General features: G+C 34.6%; 18 protein-coding genes. 13 read left to right on the plus strand and 5 right to left on the minus strand.

The features are described 5' to 3' along the window. The first annotated feature begins 61 nt into the window (after positions 1–61). The 6 genes from purH to rodA all read left to right on the plus strand — a co-directional run bounded on the left by purH (position 62) and on the right by rodA (position 7,288). Positions 62–1,588 (plus strand): bifunctional phosphoribosylaminoimidazolecarboxamide formyltransferase/IMP cyclohydrolase, encoded by a 1,527-nt coding sequence (gene purH / locus ACP7AT_RS11615; protein WP_426064480.1) that lies wholly within the window; start codon positions 62–64, stop codon positions 1,586–1,588. Positions 1,589–1,642: 54 nt separating this feature from the next. Further along, a complete protein-coding gene (locus ACP7AT_RS11620; protein ID WP_091204281.1) occupies positions 1,643–2,671 on the plus strand; it encodes a rod shape-determining protein in 1,029 nt (342 codons plus the stop codon). A gap of 100 nt (positions 2,672–2,771) precedes the next feature. Next, positions 2,772–3,596 (plus strand): rod shape-determining protein MreC, encoded by an 825-nt coding sequence (gene mreC / locus ACP7AT_RS11625; RefSeq protein WP_426064481.1) that lies wholly within the window; start codon positions 2,772–2,774, stop codon positions 3,594–3,596. Beyond that, a complete protein-coding gene (gene mreD / locus ACP7AT_RS11630) occupies positions 3,589–4,095 on the plus strand; it encodes a rod shape-determining protein MreD (protein ID WP_426064482.1) in 507 nt (168 codons plus the stop codon). Before mreC ends, mreD begins: the two co-directional genes overlap by 8 nt. Further along, a complete protein-coding gene (gene mrdA, locus ACP7AT_RS11635) occupies positions 4,092–6,047 on the plus strand; it encodes a penicillin-binding protein 2 (protein WP_426064483.1) in 1,956 nt (651 codons plus the stop codon). Before mreD ends, mrdA begins: the two co-directional genes overlap by 4 nt. Positions 6,048–6,052: 5 nt before the next feature. Then, on the plus strand, positions 6,053–7,288 hold the full coding sequence (gene rodA / locus ACP7AT_RS11640; RefSeq protein WP_426064484.1) for a rod shape-determining protein RodA: 1,236 nt from the start codon (positions 6,053–6,055) through the stop codon (positions 7,286–7,288). Positions 7,289–7,649: 361 nt separating this feature from the next. Here the strand turns inward: rodA and ACP7AT_RS11645 are convergent, their stop codons facing one another. Beyond that, complete coding sequence (locus ACP7AT_RS11645; protein ID WP_426064485.1) at positions 7,650–9,827, minus strand: carboxy terminal-processing peptidase; 2,178 nt, start codon at positions 9,825–9,827, stop codon at positions 7,650–7,652. A 207-nt stretch (positions 9,828–10,034) separates the two neighbouring features. Here ACP7AT_RS11645 and surE point away from each other — a divergent pair, with 207 nt between their 5' ends. From surE to ACP7AT_RS11670, 5 genes are all read left to right on the plus strand, one after another. Next, positions 10,035–10,814, plus strand: coding sequence for a 5'/3'-nucleotidase SurE (gene surE / locus ACP7AT_RS11650; RefSeq protein WP_426064486.1), 780 nt, complete (start codon positions 10,035–10,037; stop codon positions 10,812–10,814). Next, the gene (locus ACP7AT_RS11655) at positions 10,807–11,079 is read left to right on the plus strand and encodes a hypothetical protein (protein WP_426064487.1); all 273 of its coding nucleotides are present in this window, start codon (positions 10,807–10,809) and stop codon (positions 11,077–11,079) included. The genes surE and ACP7AT_RS11655 overlap by 8 nt, the downstream gene beginning before the upstream one ends. Positions 11,080–11,161: 82 nt before the next feature. Next, positions 11,162–12,274, plus strand: a complete 1,113-nt coding sequence (gene lpxB / locus ACP7AT_RS11660) for a lipid-A-disaccharide synthase (RefSeq protein WP_426064488.1) — start codon at positions 11,162–11,164, stop codon at positions 12,272–12,274. 45 nt (positions 12,275–12,319) lie between these two features. After that, on the plus strand, positions 12,320–12,838 hold the full coding sequence (locus tag ACP7AT_RS11665) for a C40 family peptidase (protein WP_426064489.1): 519 nt from the start codon (positions 12,320–12,322) through the stop codon (positions 12,836–12,838). Between the two features lie 95 nt (positions 12,839–12,933). Beyond that, positions 12,934–14,970, plus strand: a complete 2,037-nt coding sequence (locus tag ACP7AT_RS11670) for a ComEC/Rec2 family competence protein (protein ID WP_426064490.1) — start codon at positions 12,934–12,936, stop codon at positions 14,968–14,970. A gap of 6 nt (positions 14,971–14,976) precedes the next feature. Here ACP7AT_RS11670 and ACP7AT_RS11675 read toward each other — a convergent pair whose 3' ends face one another. Genes ACP7AT_RS11675 through ACP7AT_RS11690 form a run of 4 tightly spaced genes read right to left on the minus strand, consistent with a single transcriptional unit; the run spans position 14,977 to position 21,015 of the window. Further along, entirely contained in the window at positions 14,977–15,435 is a 459-nt protein-coding gene (locus ACP7AT_RS11675; protein ID WP_426064491.1) for a thioredoxin family protein, read from the minus strand. 44 nt (positions 15,436–15,479) lie between these two features. Continuing rightward, positions 15,480–17,285, minus strand: coding sequence for a peptide MFS transporter (locus ACP7AT_RS11680; RefSeq protein ID WP_426064492.1), 1,806 nt, complete (start codon positions 17,283–17,285; stop codon positions 15,480–15,482). Positions 17,286–17,289: 4 nt separating this feature from the next. Then, positions 17,290–18,834 carry a peptide MFS transporter gene (locus ACP7AT_RS11685; protein WP_426064493.1) on the minus strand — a complete coding sequence of 515 codons (1,545 nt, stop codon included), beginning with the start codon at positions 18,832–18,834 and terminating at the stop codon, positions 17,290–17,292. A 9-nt stretch (positions 18,835–18,843) separates the two neighbouring features. Beyond that, positions 18,844–21,015, minus strand: a complete 2,172-nt coding sequence (locus tag ACP7AT_RS11690) for a S9 family peptidase (RefSeq protein ID WP_426064494.1) — start codon at positions 21,013–21,015, stop codon at positions 18,844–18,846. A 179-nt stretch (positions 21,016–21,194) separates the two neighbouring features. Between ACP7AT_RS11690 and ACP7AT_RS11695 the strand changes: the two genes are divergently transcribed. Further along, positions 21,195–22,511, plus strand: coding sequence for a hydroxymethylglutaryl-CoA reductase, degradative (locus ACP7AT_RS11695; RefSeq protein ID WP_426064495.1), 1,317 nt, complete (start codon positions 21,195–21,197; stop codon positions 22,509–22,511). A gap of 60 nt (positions 22,512–22,571) precedes the next feature. After that, positions 22,572–23,489, plus strand: a complete 918-nt coding sequence (locus ACP7AT_RS11700) for a GYDIA family GHMP kinase (RefSeq protein ID WP_426064496.1) — start codon at positions 22,572–22,574, stop codon at positions 23,487–23,489. Positions 23,490–23,520 lie beyond the last annotated feature (31 nt).

A 23,520-nucleotide genomic window follows, 5' to 3' on the forward strand; every position in this document is an offset into this window, starting at 1 on the left:
TCAAATGGCTTTATTTTAACATTAAAAAACTATTTTTGCATTTTATAACTATAACTACACAATGAGTACAACTAAAACAATTCAATCTGCTTTAATCTCTGTCTTTTCAAAAGAAGGATTGGAACCGATAGTAAGACAACTAAATAGTCAAAATGTTACACTTTATTCTACTGGTGGTACAGAGGATTTCATAAAAAACTTAGGGATTCCCGTAATACCCGTAGAAGATGTGACCTCCTACCCTTCTATTTTGGGCGGAAGAGTTAAAACACTTCACCCAAAAGTTTTTGGAGGAATATTAAATCGCCAAGACAACGAGAGCGATGTGCAACAGATGCAAGAATTCAATATCCCTCAAATTGATTTGGTAATCGTGGACTTGTACCCTTTTGAAAAAACAGTTGCATCAGGGGCAGATGAGGCTGACATCATTGAAAAAATAGATATTGGCGGTATTTCTTTAATTCGTGCTGCCGCAAAAAACTTTAAGGATACTGTAATCGTTGCTTCGGTTGAGCAATATAGTTTTCTTCTGGACATGATTACAGAACAAAATGGTGGAACAACACTGGAAGACAGAAAATTATTGGCTACAAAAGCATTTCATGTTTCTTCCCATTATGACACTGCAATTTTCAACTATTTCAATACTGATGAAACAATATATAAACAAAGTATTGCAAATGGCCAAGCCTTAAGATACGGCGAAAACCCACATCAAAAAGGATTTTTCTTTGGTGATTTTGACGCTATGTTCGACAAAGTTCACGGAAAAGAATTATCATACAACAATTTATTAGATGTAGATGCTGCTGTAAATTTGATTAATGAATTCAAAAATGACGGACCTACATTTGCCATATTAAAACATAATAATGCTTGTGGTTTAGCCACTAGAACAACAGTAAACGAAGCATATTTAACCGCATTGGCCTGCGACCCAACATCAGCTTTTGGAGGCGTTTTGATTTCCAATACTAAAATTGATGTTGCAACTGCTGTCGAAATCAATAAATTGTTTTGCGAAGTTGTTATTGCTCCGGAATTTGATAAAGAAGCTTCAGCCATTTTACAAGAAAAGAAAAACCGAATTATATTAGTTCAAAATGAGGTTGAATTACCACAAAAACTCGTACGAACATGCTTAAACGGAATTTTAGTTCAGGAAAGAAATAACATCACAGATACTAAAGAAGCATTAAGAACCGTTACTATAAACACGCCATCAGAACAAGAAATTCAAGATTTGATATTTGCTTCTAAAATTTGCAAAAACACAAAATCAAACACGATTGTTTTTGCAAAAAACGGCACACTTCTTGCTTCCGGGACAGGACAAACATCACGCGTTGATGCCTTGCTTCAAGCCATTGAAAAAGCTAAAAATTTCGGTTTTGATTTGCACGGAGCCTCAATGGCAAGTGATGCTTTTTTCCCTTTTCCGGATTGTGTGGAAATAGCTAAAAAAGCAGGAATTACGGCCGTAATCCAGCCTGGTGGATCTATTAAAGACGAATTAAGTATCAATTATTGCAATGAAAATAAAGTTGCAATGGTATTTACGGGAACGCGTCATTTTAAACATTAATTTGTTTAACTTTGTTCGTTTCAAATTTATAACATTTTAACCCTTAAAAAACTTATGGGATTTTTTGATTTCATGACCGAGGATATTGCGATAGACCTTGGTACCGCTAACACTTTAATCATACATAATGATAAAGTAGTAATTGACAGCCCATCAATAGTTGCCCGCGATAGAATATCTGGTAAAATAATTGCTGTAGGTAAAGAAGCCAGCATGATGCAGGGTAAGACACATGAAAACATTAAAACAATTAGGCCTTTGAAGGATGGTGTAATTGCTGATTTTGATGCTTCCGAAAAAATGATAAGCTTGTTTATAAAAAGCATTCCAGCATTAAAGAAAAGAATGTTTACACCAGCATTAAGAATGGTTGTTTGCATTCCTTCCGGCATTACTGAAGTGGAAATGAGGGCGGTAAAAGAATCATGCGAAAGAGTTAATGGTAAAGAAGTTTATTTAATACACGAACCTATGGCCGCTGCAATAGGTATTGGAATAGACATTATGCAACCTAAAGGAAACATGATTGTTGATATAGGTGGTGGAACAACTGAAATTGCAGTGATTGCATTAGGTGGAATCGTATGTGACAAATCAGTGAAAATTGCTGGTGATGTATTTACGAATGATATTGTTTATTATATGCGTACCCAACATAATCTTTTTGTTGGAGAAACTACCGCTGAAAAAATAAAAATTCAAATAGGTGCCGCTATCGAAGATTTAGAAACTCCTCCAGAAGACATGTCTGTTCAAGGTAGAGATTTACTAACAGGTAAGCCAAAACAAGTTGAAGTTTCTTACAGAGAAATTGCAAAAGCATTAGACAAATCCATACAACGTATCGAAGATGCGGTAATGGAAACTTTATCTCAAACACCTCCAGAATTAGCTGCTGATATATACAATACCGGTATTTACCTTGCAGGTGGAGGATCAATGTTAAGAGGTCTTGACAAAAGAATTTCGCAAAAAACAGATTTACCTGTTTACATTGCTGAAGATCCTTTAAGAGCAGTTGTTAGGGGAACAGGTATGGCGCTTAAAAATATCGTTAAATTTAAAAGTATCCTTATAAAATAACAAAAAAATGAATTCTAAATTCTAATTTTCATTACAAGTTGTCAGTGAAATGGAATTTAGAATTTGATTTTTGATTTATTTAAATATTCAATTTTAAACAATGCAGCAAATATTTAATTTTATTTTTAAAAACAGTAACAGAATACTGTTTTTGCTGCTTTTGGGTATATCGTTAACACTTACGATTCAATCCCATTCCTTCCACAGAAGCAAAATAATTAGTTCTGCAAACTTTTTGAGTGGTGGTGTTTACGAAAAGGTAAACAATCTAAATGAGTATTTAAACTTAAAAACTCACAACGACGCACTTGCACTTGAAAATGCTAAATTAAAAAGCCTTTTATTTAATCGTGAAGATACAACTGCTGTTAAAAAACTAGACAGTCTGAAAGGGGTTAAACCTGATGATATACTTGTTTCAAAAGTCATTAAAAACTCTTATAACATGTATGAAAATTACCTGACTTTAAATTCAGGTGAAATAGACGGCGTAAAACCCGACATGGGAGTAATCAACAGTTTAGGTATTGTAGGAATCATTGAGAATACTTCCAAAAACTATTCAACTGTAATCAGTATTCTGAACAAAAGATCGCAAATTAACGCTAAAATCAAAAAATCAAATCATTTCGGTTCGCTAAATTGGAACGGAAAAAGTACTGGTTTTGTGCAATTGACAGATCTTCCACGATTAGCATTAATAAAAATTGGTGATACTATTGTTACAGGCGGACAGTCGGTTATTTTCCCTGAAAACATCAACATTGGAACAATCGCTAAAATTTACAGAGATAAGCTAACGAACTATTACACCCTTGATGTCAAACTTTTTAACGATATGACTAATTTAGGCCATGTTTATATCATAAAAAGTAAAGATCGTGAAGAAATTATAAATTTAGAAAAAAGAGAAAAAGATGAATAGCGCCTTGTTAGTCAATATTTTCCGATTTATTCTGTTGTTGGCCATTCAAATTATAATATTTAATAATATGAATTTTCTGGGCTACATCAGTCCATTTCCTTACATCTTATTTATAATATTGTACCCCGTAAATGGAAACAAATCAGCACTTGTGGTTACCAGTTTTTTACTTGGAATTATAATGGACTTGTTTAGCAACTCTGGCGGGACACACGCTACGGCTTGTTTAGTTTTAGCATATTTCAGACCTTCTATTTTTAAATTTGCATTTGGTTTAAGTTATGAATATCAAACCATAAAAATTAATGATGTTTTAACGCCACAACGATTTTCTTTTATATTATTGTCCGTTGTGATTCATCACTTTACGTTATTTTTATTGGAGGCATTTCAGTTAAGTTTTATTTTGGACACGTTGATTACAATAGTATTAAGTACCATATTTACAATCATTATTTGCATTATCATAATCTATCTTATTAAGCCAAACAAAAGATGAGAAAAGTCTTGTTGCCTTCCTTAATTATTCTTGCTACTTTTTTACTCGTGATGCGAATATTTTATTTGCAGGTTGTTGATGATACATTAAAGTTGAAATCTGAAAATAATGCGATTAAAAAAAAATACGAATATCCTGAAAGAGGCTACATCTACGATCGAAAAGGAAAGTTATTAGTGGCCAATCAGGCATCCTATGACATCATGGTAATACCTCGTGAAGTAAAAAAAACCGATACCTTAGAATTTTGTCAATTACTGAATATCACCAAAGAAGATTTTATTAAAAAAATTGAAAAGGCTAAAATATACAGTCCTAGATTACCCTCTGTTTTTTTATCGCAACTGAATAAAAGTGAATTTGCCGCTTTCCAAGAGAAAATACGAAAATACGAAGGTTTTTATTTTCAAAAGCGTTCTCTTCGTGATTATGAAGTGGCTTTTGGCGCTAACGTTTTCGGGTCTATCACTCAGGTAAATGAGAAGCTAGTAGAAAAAAATCCATATTACAATAGTGGCGATTTGATAGGCCGACAGGGAGTTGAAGAAAGCTACGAAGATCTTTTGCGAGGAGTAAAAGGCGTAAAATATTTTCAGAAAGACAAATACAACCGTGAAATTGGTTCGTATAAAGATGGAAAATATGACACTATTGCTGTTCAGGGAGAAGACATAAATCTTACCATAGATGCTGAAATCCAAAAATATGGAGAAGAATTAATGATCAACAAAAGAGGTGGAATTGTTGCAATTGAACCCAGCACGGGAGAAATTTTAGCATTGGTAACAGCACCTTCCTATGACCCTTCAATATTAGTTGGAAGGCAACGATCAAAAAATTACACTAAACTTTATCGCGATTCAATCGCCAAACCGCTTTACGATCGAGGTTTATTGGCAGAATATCCTCCTGGATCTCCTTTCAAAATTTTGACTGGTCTTGTCGCACTTCAAGAAGGTGTTATTGATGAAAACACGACTGTTTTTTGTAATCGAGGATTTAGTTATGCAAGAGGTCGTTTTATGGGGTGTCACTGTCATGGAGGTGCACTTCAGTTACATAGAGGTATCTTTGAGTCTTGTAATTCCTATTTTGCGACGGCGTATATGAAAACGATAAATAAATATGCCAAACCAGCTCAAGCGGTTGATGTTTGGAGTAATCACGTAAAAAGCTTTGGCCTTGGACAATTCATGGGTTACGATTTACCCATTGGTAAAAAAGGTAAAGTTCCAGATTCAAAAACGTATAAACGCATTTATCCGAACGGCGGTTGGAGAAGTACCACTATTGTGTCTAATTCGATTGGTCAAGGAGAAGTTTTAATGACACCAATACAACTGGCTAATATGATGGCAACAGTGGCAAATGAAGGTTATTATTACACACCTCATATCATCAAAAGAATTAAAGGTCACACTATTGACAAAAAGTTTACTACCAAACATGTAACCACAATTGACAAAAGACACTTCAAACCGATGATCAGTGGCTTATTTGACGTGTATAACCTGGGGACAGCGAGTGCTTTAAAGGTTGAAGGAATTGATATTTGCGGTAAGACGGGTACTGCAGAAAATTTTGCGAAAATTGGTGGGGTACGAGTAAAACTAGAAGATCATTCCATATTTGTTGCTTTTGCACCAAAAGACAATCCTAAAATTGCAATTGCAGTTATGGTGGAAAATGGTGGCTATGGCTCAACAATAGCGGGGCCGATTGCCAGCTTGATGATCGAAAAATACCTTCGACAAAAAATCACAAGACTTGATTTAGAGAAAAGGATACTTGCAACCAGCTTACAAAGTAGATACGCTAAATTAGGCGGCCTCTCTGAAGAAGTAAAATTACAATTACGAATTAGTGATTCTCTTCTGAAAAAGAAAACAATGAAGACTTCAACTGTAAAAGCAAAAGTTGACACTATCAAAGAGACCAAACAAGCTATTTAATTCCGATGAAAAACCAAAGCGTAACAAATAATATTGACTGGATAAGCATAATCATCTATGCGTTATTAGTTATTTTGGGCTGGCTTAACATCTATTCCTCCTCGTTATCTTCTATGGAAGATACTTACGAGAAGCAGTTGATATTTATAGTATTAACTATTCCTTTAATTTTCGTAATACTCTCCGTTGATGGGAAATTTTATGAAAAATACGCTAGTATTATTTTTGGAATTTCACTATTATCGTTGGCAGGATTGTTTTTATTTGGAAAAACAATAGCGGGTCAACGTTGTTGGTATGCCGTAGGAAGTTTTACCATTCAACCTTCTGAGTTTGCAAAAGCAGCAACAGCTTTAGCTTTGGCAAAATATCTGAGCGACACTCAAATTAATCTAAAAGATGTGACCCGCCAATGGCAGGCACTTGCGATAATAATTTTACCCGTGCTGCTCATTTTACCACAGCCCGATCCTGGAAGTGCTTTGATTTACAGCATATTCATCATTGTCTTGTACCGCGAAGGACTTCCGGCTTGGTATGTATGGACCGGTTTTATAACCATTCTTCTGTTTGTATTAACGCTGGTATTAGAACCTCAATATGTAATCCTTATCGGATTGTTGGTGCTATTAATCATACACTTTAAATCTAGATTAGCCGATAGGAATATCATTTTGAGTAGTATTCTTTTTGTGTTGCTATCAGGATTTGTTTTATCTGTGGACTATGTTTTTGACAATGTATTTAAACAACACCACAGGGATCGTTTTAATATCCTTTTAGGGAAAACAGTGGACTTGAAAGGCATTGGATATAATACCAATCAATCCGAAATTGCTATAGGATCTGGAGGTTGGTTAGGAAAAGGATTTCTTGAAGGCACTCAAACAAAAGGTGGCTTTGTTCCAGAACAACATACGGATTACATTTTCACTACTGTAGGCGAAGAATGGGGATTTGCCGGTTCTTTGGTCGTAATAGCCCTTTTTACAGGTCTATTCCTAAGAATAATTTACTTAGCCGAAAGACAAAAAACAAAATTCAGCAGAGTTTATGGATATTGTGTTGCAGGAATCTTATTCACACACTTCTTTGTAAATATTGCGATGGTGGTAGGTATTTTTCCAACAATTGGGGTTCCGCTTCCATTCTTTTCATACGGAGGTTCTGGGCTTTGGGGATTCACTATCTTATTGTTTATATTCATAAAAATGGATGCGAATAAAGTGAACGAATGGTAATTTGACAGCTTTAAGCCAAGGAAATTCGTTACAACCAAAGTGTTAATATAACTATGAGCTTTTGATCAAAGAGCAAGATTTTAAAGGTATTCACCCTATTGACTGTTCAACTAAATCCTATAGCTCTGAATTATTAACCAAAAGTTCGGCCACTATTTTGACACAAATCCGTTCATTAATTGCTTGTATTTCGGCAATTTAAATTACTCTGAATGATACACAAAGAACATTGATTAAAATTTACTTAATTATCTCCAAAAGTTATATTTAAACGAAAACGATGGTTATCAAAATAAAAACGCCCTGTAAATCTTTTGAATTTATAGGGCGTTTTAGTTATTATTGTTCGAAAACCTTATTCTTACGATTTAGCTAATTTAGCTTTTTTAATTTTTACTGGTATATTCTTTCTAGAAACTACTTTAGATTGTAAATCATCTAATACATTAAGTGCTTCTTCAACATAAATATCTTTGGATAACTCATCATGCCATCTCTCTCTTTTATCTTTTAAAGTAACATCTTTACTCATGGCATCCGTTTCATAAGGCAACGAAGTAAATATGAATGAATTTTTATAATCTACAATTGGTTTGTATTTTTTAGCTTTCTCCTCTATCTCTGATTGAGCAATTTTAAATTTTTCAATATTTAAACTGTACACATTCTCTTCGCTTCTGCTGTCAATCCATTTCGCATTCTCTTCAATTAATTGAAATTGTGCGTTTTGAGCGATTCTATTTTTACTATTTGTAATTGCTTGATTAAAGTTGGAATTATTATTCCATATTTGATAATCAGCTTTATCTATTTTATCCCAAGGCATCGCATTATCAACATCACGCTCTCCCATTTTTAGATAAGCATATCGGTCCGGCATCACAACATCGCTGCTTACTCCTTCTAACTGAGTAGAACCTCCATTTATTCTGTAAAACTTCTGCGTTGTTGTTTTGATTGCTCCTAAATCCCCAACAGAACTACTGCGCACGAATTGGTTCAAATCAATCACATTTTGGACAGTTCCTTTTCCATAGGTTTGTTTACTTCCAATAATAATTCCTCTTTTATAATCTTGTATTGCTGCCGCTAAAATTTCAGAAGCAGATGCGGAGAAACTATTCACCATAATTACCAACGGTCCGTCCCATTCAATTTTTGCATCTCTGTCGTACAACACTTCTTTTTTTCTACCCGCAGATTTAATCTGAACGATTGGCCCTTGTTCTATAAATAATCCTGCAATGTCAACAACCGTTGACAAAGATCCTCCACCGTCATCACGAACATCCAAAACAATTCCGTTTACTCCTGCTTTCTTCAATCGATCCACTTCTAAAGCAATATCTTTTCCGGCATCTCTACCATCTGCGTTTTCGAAATCAATATAAAATTTTGGCAAATAGATTACTCCATATTTCAGCCCGTTTTTGTTTACGATACTGGACTTCGCATAGGTTTCTTCTATTTCAACAATATCTCTCACAATCGAAATAATCTTAATTGTCCCATCTACTTTTTTTACAGTAAGGCGCACTTCCGAACCTTTAGGACCTTTTATTTTCTTCACTACATCATCAAGACGCATTCCAACTACATCAACCGCTTCGCCATTTCCTTGCGCAACTTTCATTATTAAATCCCCTGCTTCTAATTGTTTTCCTCTCCAAGCAGGACCGCCAGAAATAAGCTCTGAAATTTCCGTTAAATCATTTTTCTTTTGAAGGCGTGCCCCAATTCCTTCTAACTTCCCGCTTATGCTTACATCAAAACGCTCTTTTTCTTCAGCTGCAAAATAATTTGTATGTGGATCAAAACGTGCTGTAATGGAATTGATGTATACAGAAAACCAATCGTTTCTGTCCAAATCTTTTATAAATCCAAAATACTCATCAAGCGATTTTACCGAATTTTCTCTAGTTTCTTTTTCTAAAACATTAAAAGATTTAACAACATAATTTGCATCATTTTTCTTTTTATCCTCCTCTAATTTTTGTTTGTCAATTAAAGACGAAAGTGCAGACAATTTAATTTGTTTGCGCCATTTATCATTAAGTTCAGCATCGTTTTTAGGGTATGGCGCTTTTTCGTAATCAATATTGAAACTTTCATCAATAGTATAATCAAAAGGTTTGCTCAAAACATCTTTGTAGATTTTAGTACTTTCGTTCATTCTTTTCATCAAACGCTCATAAGTCAAATTAAAGAAAGACAAATCTTTATTCAACAGCTGGTCATCTAGTTGCAATTCGAATTTTGAAAATTCATCAATATCAGATTTCAAAAAGAATCGTTTCGATGGATCCAAAGCTTCAATATAATCTTTGTAAATCCCCTTCGAAAAAGTATCGTCGATTTTCGCTGGACTATAATGGCCTTTTTCAATTACAAAAGTTAATAACTCCAAGAGCAGCTTGTCCTTTTCAGGATCATCTGCTTTAGACGCATTCATTTTAAAGGCAAATAATGTTAGCGAAAGAAATACGACAACAAGGATAATTTTATAATTTCTTTTCATAAAGTTAAGAGTAGTATTCATCAATTTTTATTCTAAGTTACGGTAAAAACTATGCCAACGTCAGCAGGGCTCCCATAAATTTTTGTTAAAGATATAAAAATGTTTTTTTTTATTAACTTAAATGAATCAAGATAACATATTTTTATCTTTTGTTTACTTAATCCCATTTTGTGTAATTACATTTGCCATTAAAATCATAAAAACAAACCTTTTTTTGCCGAAATAATAATGAAAAAAACTAGACCTTTAATTTTAATAACGAATGACGATGGCATTACAGCGCCAGGCATCAGAGCCCTAATTTCGGTTATGGCAGAATTGGGAGAAATCGTTGTGGTCGCTCCAGATACACCACAAAGCGCCACGGGTCATTCCATTACCATCAACAGCACGTTATATTTGAATAAAATTTCAAAAGACACAGATCCTTTTTTAGAATACAGTTGCTCTGGAACACCAGTTGATTGTGTCAAACTGGCTGTAAACGAAATTTTGAAACGAAAACCTGACTTGTGCGTTTCTGGCGTTAATCACGGTTCAAATTCTTCGATAAATGTGATTTATTCCGGCACAATGAGCGCCGCCGTTGAAGCGGGAATAGAAGGAATTCCCGCTATTGGATTCTCATTATTGGATTACGACTGGAACGCCAATTTTGAGAATATAAAATCATTTATCCGCAAAATATCTGTAGAAGTTCTTGAAAATGGACTTCCGGAAGGCGTAGTTTTGAATGTTAATTTTCCTAAATTAGAACAAAAAGACATCAAAGGAATTAGGGTTTGTCGTCAAGCGAAAGCAATTTGGGTAGAGAAATTCGATAAAAGAAAAACGCCGCAGGGAAGAGACTATTACTGGCTGGCAGGCGAATTTGTAAACCAAGATAAAGGAGAAGACACGGATGAATGGGCCTTGGAAAATGGGTTTGTGTCAGTCGTTCCTGTACAATTTGACTTGACCGCACACCACGCCATACAACAACTTAATACTTGGAAATGGAATGAATAAAAAAGACTTATTATTTGGATTTTTATTAGGGTTTGCAACTACGCTGCTTGGATCTTATATTTTTATCACCATTTTTACGGAATTCAAATTCATCGCAGGAATTCAAATCATGAAATCACAGGGAAACCTAGGTAAAATAATCACTTTGGGATCAATTATGACGCTGATAGCATTTGGAATTTTACTCAAAATGAATAAAGAAATGATGGCGCGTGGTGTTGTTTTGGCAGTCATTGCCTTGGCGATTCTCACTTTATTTATTTAAGTTTATCTTTGCAGCAGAATAAAATGATTGCAGCAAAAATGATTTTGTCTGTTTGATTTTAAAAATTCCAAATCGAAAAAACATGAAATATTATATAATTGCAGGAGAAGCCTCAGGTGATTTGCATGGTTCTAATTTGATGAAAGAGCTATACAAAAAAGATCCTAATGCTGACATTCGGTTTTGGGGCGGTGATTTAATGAAAAATGTTGGCGGTATATTAGTGAAACACTATCGTGAATTAGCGTTTATGGGATTTATCGAAGTGATTTTTAATCTAAAAACAATTCTGAACAACATAAATATCTGTAAAAAAGACATTCTTAAATTTCAGCCTGACGTACTTATATTCATCGATTATCCCGGATTTAATTTGCGAATTGCCAAATGGGCAAAAGCATTGGGATTGAAAACCCATTACTATATCTCTCCGCAAATCTGGGCATGGAAAGAAAGCAGAATTACAGATATCAAGCGCGATATTGATAAAATGTATGTGATTTTACCTTTTGAAAAAAAGTTTTATGAGGACAAACATCATTTTCCAGTCGAATTTGTTGGTCATCCACTAATTGATGCCATTCACAATCAACCAATAGTTGATCCCGTTCTTTTCAGAAAAGAACACCAATTAAACGACAAACCAATTATCGCCATTTTACCCGGCAGCAGAAAGCAGGAAATTACTAAAATGCTATCTGTAATGCTTAGTGTAGTTAAAGATTTTCCGGACTATCAATTTGTAATTGCGGGTGCTCCAAGTCAGGAATTTTCTTTTTACCAAAATTTTATCACGCAGGAAAACATAAAATTCATCTCAAACAAAACCTATGATTTATTGCGAAATGCAACTGCAGCCATAGTCACATCAGGAACTGCAACACTGGAAACGGCACTGTTTAAAGTTCCCGAAGTAGTTTGTTATAAAGGCAGTTGGGCTTCGTACCAAATTGCGAAAAGAATTATTACACTCAAATACATTTCATTAGTGAATTTGATTATGGATGAAGAAGTGGTAATCGAATTAATTCAAGACGAATGCACTACAAAACGCATTCGGGAAGAACTCGAAAAAATATTAAAAACGGACCATCGCGATACGCTTTTAAAAAAATATGCGTTACTAGAAGAGCAATTAGGCGGAATTGGAGCAAGTGAAAAAACGGCTGCATTGATTGTAAATGATTTAAAATAATCTGTAATTTATTTCCAAATTTTAAAATCATCTAAAAAAACTCTTTTGAAAAGATTACTATACCTTCTGTGCCTTGGCATCTTTTTTACCGCTTGTAAATCGACATCCTCCATTGTAACTTCAAAAGAAAGAGAGTCAAAAGAGAAATTAACTCGATCCGAAAAGAGAAAAGCAAATCAACTAGCCGAACAATTAATCGATGCAGCTATTGAAAATTTGGGTGTAAAATACAAATATGCTGGCACAACAAAAGCTGGTTTTGACTGTTCGGGTTTAATGTACACCATTTTTAATTCGGAAAATATTAGTCTTCCACGGAATTCCTTTCAACAATCAAAAATTGGCATTGTTTTAAATCCAAAAAAAGAACAAGCCCAAAAAGGCGATTTAATTTTTTTTAAAACGAATAAAAACAAAGAAATTAATCATGTTGGAATCGTGATTGAAGCAACCGATGAAGAAATAAAATTCATTCACTCCTCCACTTCAAAAGGAGTAATTATTTCCTCGACCAAAGAACCTTACTACAAAAAAACCTTCGTCCAAATCAACCGTGTTCTTTAATTAATTCTCTTTTGGGAAAAAATTTAGTTTTCAAATTATAAAAAATCTAGAAATAATTATATCTGTTTCTTACTAAAAATGTGTACTTTAGAGTTATGAAAGTACTACAATTCCCACTAGCGAGAATTACATTCGGGTTTGTTATCGGTTTGCTTTTTGGACATTATTTCCAGCTCTCAATCAAGGCACTGTTTGTTATACTTTTCATATTCATCTGTGTTTTTGTAATGCTGTATTTTTTATCCAAAAAAAACAGTAAATTATCGACCTATTTTGGAATCGGAACTTATTTACTTTCCGTTATTATCTCCCTTTCAACGCAAATCATTCATACCGATCTTTTCAAAAAAAACAACTACACTCACAACAAGGAAATTTTTGAACAACCGCATATCATTTCATTAACGATCAGAGAAAAGCTGAAAAGTTCAACTTTTAGCGATCGTTATTTAGCCATTATTAATCATATCGACCAGAAAGAACAAACAGGAAGAATCATATTAAACATTCAAAATGACAGTTTGCATCACGTTCTTGAAGTTGGGAATTCTTTGTTGATAAAAGGCACTTTAACAAAAAACAAACCGTCAAATAACCCAAACCAATTTGATTACAGCAAATATCTTGAAAACAAACAAATCTATGCGCAGCTGTATGCTGATGTTGACGAAATAAAAATTGGAACTGAAATAGAAAAAAACATTTGGTATTATTCTTCTAAATTGAGAACCCGAATTATTCGCAATTTAGAAAAAAACGACTTCAACAAAACAGAATTAAACGTTGCTATTGCATTAATAATGGGACAACAACAAGATATTTCTCCTGAAATTCTTCGGGATTATCAATATGCCGGAGCAGTACATATTTTATCCGTTTCCGGATTGCATATTGGATTCATTCTGCTTTTTGTAACCTTTATTCTAAAACCAATTCCCAATACCAAGCGAGGTTCTTTTATAAAGTTAATCACTATTCTTATCTCATTATCCATGTTCGGGATCATTGCCGGTTTAGCACCTTCAGTGGTTCGTTCCGTAACTATGTTTTCGTTTGTAGCGATTGGAAATCATCTTCGGAGAAGTGTGAATATTTATCACACATTATTAGTTTCTATATTGTTGATTCTACTTTTCGAACCTTCTTTCCTGTTTGATGTTGGTTTTCAATTAAGTTATATCGCTCTGTTTTTTATCATTTGGCTGCAGCCACTTTTATCTTCCATTTGGAAACCAAAATACAAAGTTTCTAAATATATTTGGGATATCCTTACCGTTTCTTTTGCGGCACAAATAGGCACTTTACCTCTGAGCATTTATTATTTCCATCAATTTCCCGGTTTGTTCTTTGTCACTAATCTGATTATTATTCCGATACTAAGCATCATTATGATTTTAGGTGTTTTGGTAATGCTTTTAGCAGCGTTCAACATAATTCCCGTATTCCTGTCTCAACTGCTGGAATGGAGTATTTATTATTTAAATAAAATCATCAACGCAATTGCCTCCTTGGAACAGTTCATTATTGAGGATATTCCACTTCACTTTTATCTTTTGCTTAGCGCTTATTTACTATTGTTTGCGTTAATCATTTGGTTCAAAAAACCAAGTTTTAATAAATTGGCCATGGTCTTGATTTCCATCCTCATTGTACAATTTTCATATTTTACAATAGCGTATAAAATTCAAACCGAAGAGGAATTTATCGTTTTCAACAGCAGAAAAAGCACCCTGATTGCGGAGAGAAATGGTGAAAACATTTTAATTTATGCCAATGACAGTATTTTGAAAACCGCCCAGCGAAACAATCTATTAAAATCCTATCGCATTGAAAACTTAAGCACTTTACAACAGAAAAAGCGACTTCAAAATTTCATCTTCTTTAATGGGAAAAAGATTTTTGTGTTAGACAGCTCGGGAATTTATCCAAAAAACATCAATCCGGATATTGTCGTATTGACACAATCGGCAAAAATAAACGCAGACCGTTTGATTCAAATAATGAAACCCAAATTAGTTATAGCTGATGCGTCAAACTTTAAAAACATTCAAAAACTATGGAAAGCCAGTTGTAAAAAACAGAAAATCCCTTTTCACGCAACTGCCGAAAAGGGATTTTATAAATTGAATTAAAAATTTTTATTTTTTCAGAAAACCATTTGCTACAGCTAACCAAGCTGAAGGTCCGCCGGCTACATAACCTGTACTTCCTATACCTTCAAAATTAACTTTACCGTCTTTTGTGATGGCATTTGCAAGTACAATGGTTGGGAACCCTTGAATTCCAAAAGCCATTTGTAATTCACTATTTTGTTTTTTAATGTCAGGTGTCTGCGGCGCTTTCCTTGGATAATCCAATTCGACTAAAACTACATTTTCCTTGGCCCAAACCGCGAATTCAGGTGTTTTCAAAACTTCTTTTTGCAAACGAATACACCATCCGCACCAATCACTTCCGGTGAAAAACAACAATAATGGTTTCTTGGTTTCCTTCGAAATTTCCATCGCCTTGGTGACATTGGTTTCCCAAACTAGTTCTTGAGCATCGGCTGCAAATGAGCCGGCAAACAGTAATAAAGCAACTATAATTTTCTTCATGTTTATAATTTTATTGGTTTAAAATCAAAAATGATGCCTAAAGTTTAACGAACACCGTGCATTAGTTTTTTAATAACCGGAGTCATCGCTACAGAGAATAAAGCAACCACGATGGAAATGCTAGTCAACATCCAAAAGAAGTAACTCAATCCGTGTTCATTGGCGATTTTATCAATGTTTTCTCCAAACATACCCGCACCCTTCATACCAATTGCTACCGCCAAGTACCAAACACCAAACATGAAAGCAATCATACGAGCCGGAACTAATTTACTCACATAAGACAATCCAACAGGAGAGATACACAATTCAGCCATGGTATGGAAAAGATAGACTAAAATCAACCAAATCATACTTACTGAAGCTGTTTTGGCACCTGCTTCAATTCCGCTTGCGCCAAAAGCTACACAAGCCATTCCAAGCGCTAATAATCCCATTCCGATTCCGTATTTTAAATTCGCAGAAGGATTGTATTTACTTTCCCACCATTTAGAAAACAACGGTGCTAATGAAATAATAAACAAGGAGTTTAAAGTAGAAAACCATGTAGCAGGAACTTCCGTTAATGCCGTGGTTACTTTGTCAATTTTCAATGCTTGCAAGGTTGAATCTGATAAGGATAAATATCCTGCGGTGTAATAATCTTTAGTCAACATCCAGATTGCTATTGCCCAGATAATGATAAAACTGATGCTTAGAATAATATTTGCAACAGCATACAACTTAAATGTTTGTTTGAATAATAAGAATAAAACCCAAGTAATAATTACTAAAGGTAAAATAGTAATCAATGAATTCATTACTAAAAACACGACGCTCCAATTGCCTGTTAAAACACGATCCGTATAATCACTGGCGAAAATAGTTAAACTGTTTGGTGATTGTTCAAAAATTGCCCAGAAGAAAATAGTCAGAAACGCAAAAAATGTAACTGCAATTAATTTCTCTTTGGTAATTTTAGAATATTGAGTAAATCTGTAAACCAATAATATGATAAATACAACTAATGCTGAGACAATTGCAATAGCATTTCCACTCGGTCCAAGGAAAGAAAAAACGTTTACTTTACCACCTGATATTTTAGAAGCAGGGTCATTTACGAGCCATAATAATGCTAAAATAGAAGAGAAAGCAATTGCTGCTAATTGTATTGGAGTAAAAGGATTTCTTTTATCAGTGTCCAATGCTTCCGCTTTTGCTTTGCTTTCTTTACTTGGTTTCAAACCAATATCCCCAAAGATATCTTGAGACAACCAAAACTGTAACATTCCGAAGAACATGAAGATTCCGGCTAAACCAAATCCGTAGGTCCAACCTACTTTTTCACCTAAATAACCACAGAGTAAAATCCCGAAGAACGCTCCGGCATTTACACCCATGTAAAACAATGTATACGCACCATCTTTCTTTTCAGGACGGTCTTTGTACATTTCAGATACGATGGAAGTCATGTTTGGTTTAAAGAAACCATTTCCAAAAACCAACAATACCAATCCTAAATAAATTGAAAATTCAGTTTCAACAGCCATAGAAGCATGTCCTAAAGTCATTAAAGAGGCTCCAACAACAACAGCCCATCTGAAACCAATTACTTTATCGGCAAAATAACCTCCCAACATGGTTGATAAATAAACTAAACCTACGTACGAACCAAATAATGCAGAAGCATTTTCACGAGTCCATTCCCAACCGCCATCTGTAAAGGACGCAGTTAAAAATAATATTAATAAAGAACGCATTCCGTAGAATGAGAAACGCTCCCACATCTCTGTGAAAAACAAAACGAATAGTCCCGCAGGATGTCCTAAAACGGTGCTTTTAAAAAATTGATCTGTAGTATTTTGACTCATATTATTAATTGTTTAATTCGTTATCTACTCCGTGCATTAATTTTTTTATTAGTGGCGAAAGTACTAATAGTAGTAATCCAAAACCAAGTCCTGTGTAAAATAAGTATTCAAAAAGTACTAAATAACTCTGTTTAGCCAAATTTAAATCCGGTGCTGTACCATTTGAAGTGTCAACAGAAGCGATATTCGCTAAAATAGAAGCTATAAATTCAGAACTGGCTGTTGCCAAGAACCAAACGCCCATCATGAACCCGACGATTTTTGCCGGAGATAACTTTGTCACTGCAGAAAGTCCTACTGGTGACAAACTCAATTCCCCACAAGTATGTAAAAAATAAGCTAATACTAGCCAGATCGCCGCTACTTTTCCTGCGCCAGAAAGATTTATCCCCATTACTAATGCTCCAAAACCTAAACCAACGAAAGCTAATGCTAAAGCAAATTTCACGGCTGTATTAGGATTGTATTTTCCTAAATTTGGCCATATCCATGCAAAAACCGGAGCTAACAAAATTATAAATAAGGCATTAAAACTTAAGAATTGTCCAGCAGATACTTCATAACCAAATATAGTTCGGTCTAAAATTCTATCGGCAAATAAATTCATGGAGGTATACGCTTGCTCAAACAATGCCCAGAAGACAATCGTAAATACAATCAGAATAGTTAAAGCGATCAATTGGTGACGTGCTTTACCATCAAGTTGCGTGGCAGCATAATAAACGATATAAACAAAAGAAATTCCACCCGCAATTTTTAAAGCCCATGAAACTGCATCGTGATTTTGAACCATTTGCCAAAACAATAAAGTTGACAAAACACTTCCAATATAAATCAACCATTCATTTTTAAGTCCAAACGATTTTTTCTCTAAGAAAGATGGGTTGTTCGATTCTCCTTTTCCCATCAATAATTTTCTTCCGGAAATAAAAGTTAATAATCCAAAAAACATTCCGACTCCAGCTGCACCGAAACCATAACTCCAACCGTATTTTTCGCCAAGCCAAACACATATCAGCGTAGCCATAAAAGACCCTAAGTTGATTCCCATATAAAACAATGTAAAACCAGAATCTCTTCTTTTATCTCCTTTTTCATACAATTCTCCCACTAATGAAGAGATATTGGCTTTCAAAAAACCAACTCCGACAATAATTAACGATAATGAAAAGTAAAATATTTGTAAGGCGGTTTCGTCCCGAGTAATTTCTCCAGTAATGGATTCTGTTGCGGCATTCCCTTCATAAGCCATTCCTATATGACCCATCACCAACATAATACCTCCAAAAACAATCGCTTTTCTAAATCCCAGATAGCGATCCGCAATAAAGCCTCCCAAAACGGGTACTGCATAAACCAATGCTGCATAACTCCCAATTAGTAAGTTTCCAGAAGTATCCGAAAACAAATGGTACTTTGTCAGATAAAAAATCAGTAAAGCTTTCATTCCATAAAACGAAAACCGTTCCCACATTTCGGTAAAAAACAATATAAAAAGCGCTTTTGGATGTCCAAAAAACTCTTCTTTTTTCAATGCGTCGTTTGTCATAAAGCGCTGTTATAAATTTTCTTTGATAAAATTAGTCATTTTTGTATACAATTGAATTCTGGTTTTTCCACCGTAAATCCCGTGATTATTGTCCGGGTAAATTTGGGAATCAAATTGTTTATTAGCCTGAATCAAAGCTTCCATCATTTGCATGGAGTTCTGAACATGAACATTATCATCTCCTGAACCATGAATCAAAAGGAATTTTCCTTTTAATTTGTCCACGTGATTTATTGGTGAATTATCATCGTATCCACTTGTATTTTCCTGTGGTGTCTGCATGTAACGTTCCGTGTACACGCTGTCATAAAAACGCCAGTTCGTTACTGGAGCTACCGCAATTGCCATCTTGAAAACATCATTCCCTTTCAAAATACAATTAGAAGACATAAATCCCCCATAAGACCAGCCAAATATACCAATTCTAGCTTTATCCACAAATGCGTAATTTCCTATCACTTTAGCAGCGTCAATTTGGTCTTCCACTTCGTATTTTCCTAATTGCAATTGAGTCACTTTTTTGAAATCAGCTCCTTTAAAACCAGTTCCGCGTCCGTCAATACAAGCAACAATGTACCCTTGTTGTGACAACATCATGAACCAGTAATCATCGGTGCTGTTCCACTCATTGTTTACTTGTTGTGAACCCGGACCAGAATATTGGTACATAAAAACAGGATATTTTTTTGCCGGATCAAAATCTTTCGGTTTAATCATCCAAGCATTTAACTCATTCCCTTTTGCCGTTTTCAAAACAAAAAACTCTTTCGCCGGTAAATTATAGCTTTTTAGTTTTGAAGCCAATGATTCATTATTTTCAATAACTTGTATTTGTTTGCCAAATTTAGCATCGTTCAACGTATATGTCGTTGGTTGAGCCGCACTTGAAAACGTGTTGATATAGTATTGAAAATTTGGGCTGAATGTTGCCGAATTCGTTCCTGTATATTGAGATAAACGCACTTTGTTTTTTCCGTCAAGACCTATTTTGTAAACGTCTCTGTTGATAGATCCATTCTCCACCGACTGATAAAAAACAGTATTCGTCTTTTCGTCTAAACCATAATAATTCGTCACTTCCCATTTTCCTTTGGTCAGTTGATTTTTCAATTTTCCGTTTTTATCATATAAATAAATATGATTGAACCCATCTTTTTCGCTTGTCCAAATAAAACTGTTGTCTTTCAAAAAAGTCAAGTTATCCGTAACATCAACATATGCTTTATCTTTTTCGTTCAAAACTACTTTTGCAGCTCCTGAATTACCGTCGATAAACAACAAATCCAAATTATTTTGATGGCGATTCAATACCTGCGCAGATAATGTGTTCGCATCATTCGTCCATTTTAATCTGGCAATATAAAAGTCGTTGTAATTACCCAGATTTATATTTTTTACCGCATTCGAATTTACATCATAAATATGTAAAGAAACCAAAGCATTCTTCTCACCGGCTTTTGGATATTTAAACGTTTGCATTGTTGGATATAACTCTTTTCCAAACATTGACATCGAAAATTCAGGAACTTGACTTTCGTCAAAACGAATGTATGCCACCTTTTTGCTGTCTGCGCTCCAATCGAAAGCTTTCACAAAAGCAAATTCTTCTTCGTAAACCCAATCCGTAATACCGTTTATAATGCTGTTTTTCTTTCCATCTGTAGTAATTGGAGTTGATTTATTAGAAGCTAAATCATATACATACAGATTATTTTCTTTGGCGTACGCCATCTTTTTTCCATCGGGTGAAAAAGTAGGTTCCTGAACCTGAAAATCAAACAACTTTTTTAGTTTTTTTCTGGCAATATCATACAAGTAATAATCAGCAGTAAACGAGTGACGGAAGATTTGATTGGTGTTGCAAGCCAATAGAATCATTTTCTCCGCAGCGTCAAAAGTGTAACTGTCAATCCCGTTTGATAGATCCTTGTGGGATTTTGTATCTATAAGTGTAGCTACTTTTTTTAATGTCGCAAAATCATACAAATCAATCTGCATGCTTCTGGACTGTCTGTCAGCATTCAAAACCGTATACTGATTTGTGTTTTTCAACGATTGCAATTCATCCATTCCCTGAGCGCGAAATGTGCCGTTATAAATTTCATCAATTGTGATTTTTTGTTGGCCAACAACCGTAAAACACAAGAATAAAAATAATGCTATAATTTTTTTTGAATACATACTATTTATTTAAAGATAAAAACCGTCAATTTTAGTGAAAAAATTACAATTAATGGTCATTTTATATGTTAAATGTAAAAAACAATATTAAAAATAACCTTTCACTGAATATAATTTGATTGTAAATAAAACGGCTAAAACCGTATCTTTGCAACTATCTACACCATAATCAATTGAGAATGAACAAGGCTATTAGCGGATTTTCTAAATTATCCAAAGAAGAAAAAATTAAATGGATTGCCAATCAATATTTTTCAACACCTACAGAAGCCGTCGCCTTGTTGAAGAACTATTGGAATTCTGATCAAAAAATACAGAAATTACACGATGAATTCATCGAAAATACGATCACCAATTTTTACATTCCGCTGGGAGTTGCTCCTAATTTCCTGATTAATGGAAAATACAGCACTATTCCCATGGCAATTGAGGAAAGTTCTGTGGTTGCTGCTGCCGCAAAAGCTTCTAAATTTTGGTCCACCCGTGGCGGGTTTGAAGCAACTGTAATCAACACCGAAAAAATTGGCCAGGTTCATTTCATTTATAAAGGAGATGTTTCTAAACTAAACTTATTTTTTGCCCAAAACAAAAACAAATTTTTCTCAGAAACAGAATCGATTACAACAAATATGCAAAAACGCGGTGGTGGAATTTTAGATATTATTCTAAAAGACAAAACCGATTTGTTACCCAATTATTTTCAGTTGCATGCCACTTTTGAAACCAAAGACAGCATGGGTGCTAATTTTATTAATTCGTGTTTGGAACAGTTTTCCAAAACCTTAAAAGAAGAAGCACACCACTATGATTTATTCACGGAAACTGAAAAAGACATAGAAGTAGTGATGAGCATTCTCTCAAATTATGTTCCAAATTGCATTGTAAGAGCGGAAGTTTCTTGTCCGATTGCTGACTTGCAAGAAAAACACATTTTAAATCCTCAAGAATTTGCCGAGAAATTTGTGCAAGCTGTTCAAATCGCCGAAGTCGAGCCGTATCGCGCCGTAACGCACAATAAAGGAATTATGAACGGAGTAGATGCCGTAGTTTTGGCAACTGGAAATGATTTCCGTGCCGTTGAGGCAGGAATTCATGCCTATGCTTCCCGAAACGGAAAATACTCCAGTCTTTCCCATGCCAAAATCGAAAATGGCATTTTTACTTTTTGGTTGGAAATCCCTTTAGCATTAGGAACTGTAGGTGGATTGACTTCGCTGCATCCATTGGTAAAATTATCGCTTGAAATGCTAGAAAAACCATCCGCCAAGGAATTAATGCAGTTTGTAGCTGTAGCCGGTTTAGCCCAAAATTTTGCCGCTTTACGCTCCTTAACTACAACAGGAATTCAGGAAGGACACATGAAAATGCATTTGAACAACATCATCAATCAGTTTGAAGCCACGGATGAAGAACGTATTTTAATCCAGAAATATTTCAAAAAAAATACTGTTTCGCATAGCGCCGTAGTAACCTTTATTGAAAATTTAAGAAAATAACATTGATTTCCGACATCCCTGTCAAGGTTTAAAATCCTGACAGGGATTAAAATAAGACTAATGAAAAAAACATTCTACAGTAACGGAAAACTTTTAATCACAGGAGAATATCTGGTTCTCGATGGTGCAAAAGCCTTTGCATTACCCACAAAGAAGGGACAAAATCTCGTTATAGAAGATGGGAAAAACAACGAAATCAGCTGGAAAAGTTATGATTTTGATGGCAGCATTTGGTTCGAAGACACCCTTTTATTTTCTGACATTGTAAAGGAAGTCCAAACTGAAAATGACTCCGTAAAGTCAACACTTACGACCATTTTGCATGAAGCATTCAAATTAAATCCGGATTTTATTTTAAATTCAAACGGCTACACAATCACCACTGAACTTGGTTTTCCGAAAAGCTGGGGTCTGGGAACGTCGTCGACTCTGATAAATAATATTGCCCAATGGTTGCAAATCGATGCTTTTACATTGCTTAAAAACAGTTTTGGAGGCAGTGGTTACGATATTGCCTGCGCGCAAAACGACGCTCCTATTGTATATCATTTGGAAAAAGGTAATCCTATTGTTGAAAAAGTACGCTTTAATCCGGATTTTACAGACAATATTTACTTTATATATTTGAATAAAAAGCAAAGCAGCAAAAGCGCAATAGCAGCGTACAATATGAATAAAAAGAATAATCTGCCAAGTACGATTGCTATAAATGACGTGATAACCTCTGAAGTTTTGAATGCGACTACAATTCAATCTTTTGCTGCAGCAATACAAAAGCACGAAATACAAATGAGCATTATTCTGGAAACACAAACTATAAAAGAGTCTTTGTTTCCTGATTTTAATGGTGTGATAAAGAGTCTGGGAGCTTGGGGAGGTGATTTTGTGATGGCAATTGCAATTGAAAATCCAATTGACTATTTTATTTCAAAAGGATACAATACTGTAATTCCTTATGATGAAATGATATTATCCTAGTTTTTATAAATACATAACTTTAGACAAAAAC

It is taken from the genome of Flavobacterium sp. DSP2-3-1 (genome assembly GCF_049896865.1).
GTDB lineage: Bacteria > Bacteroidota > Bacteroidia > Flavobacteriales > Flavobacteriaceae > Flavobacterium.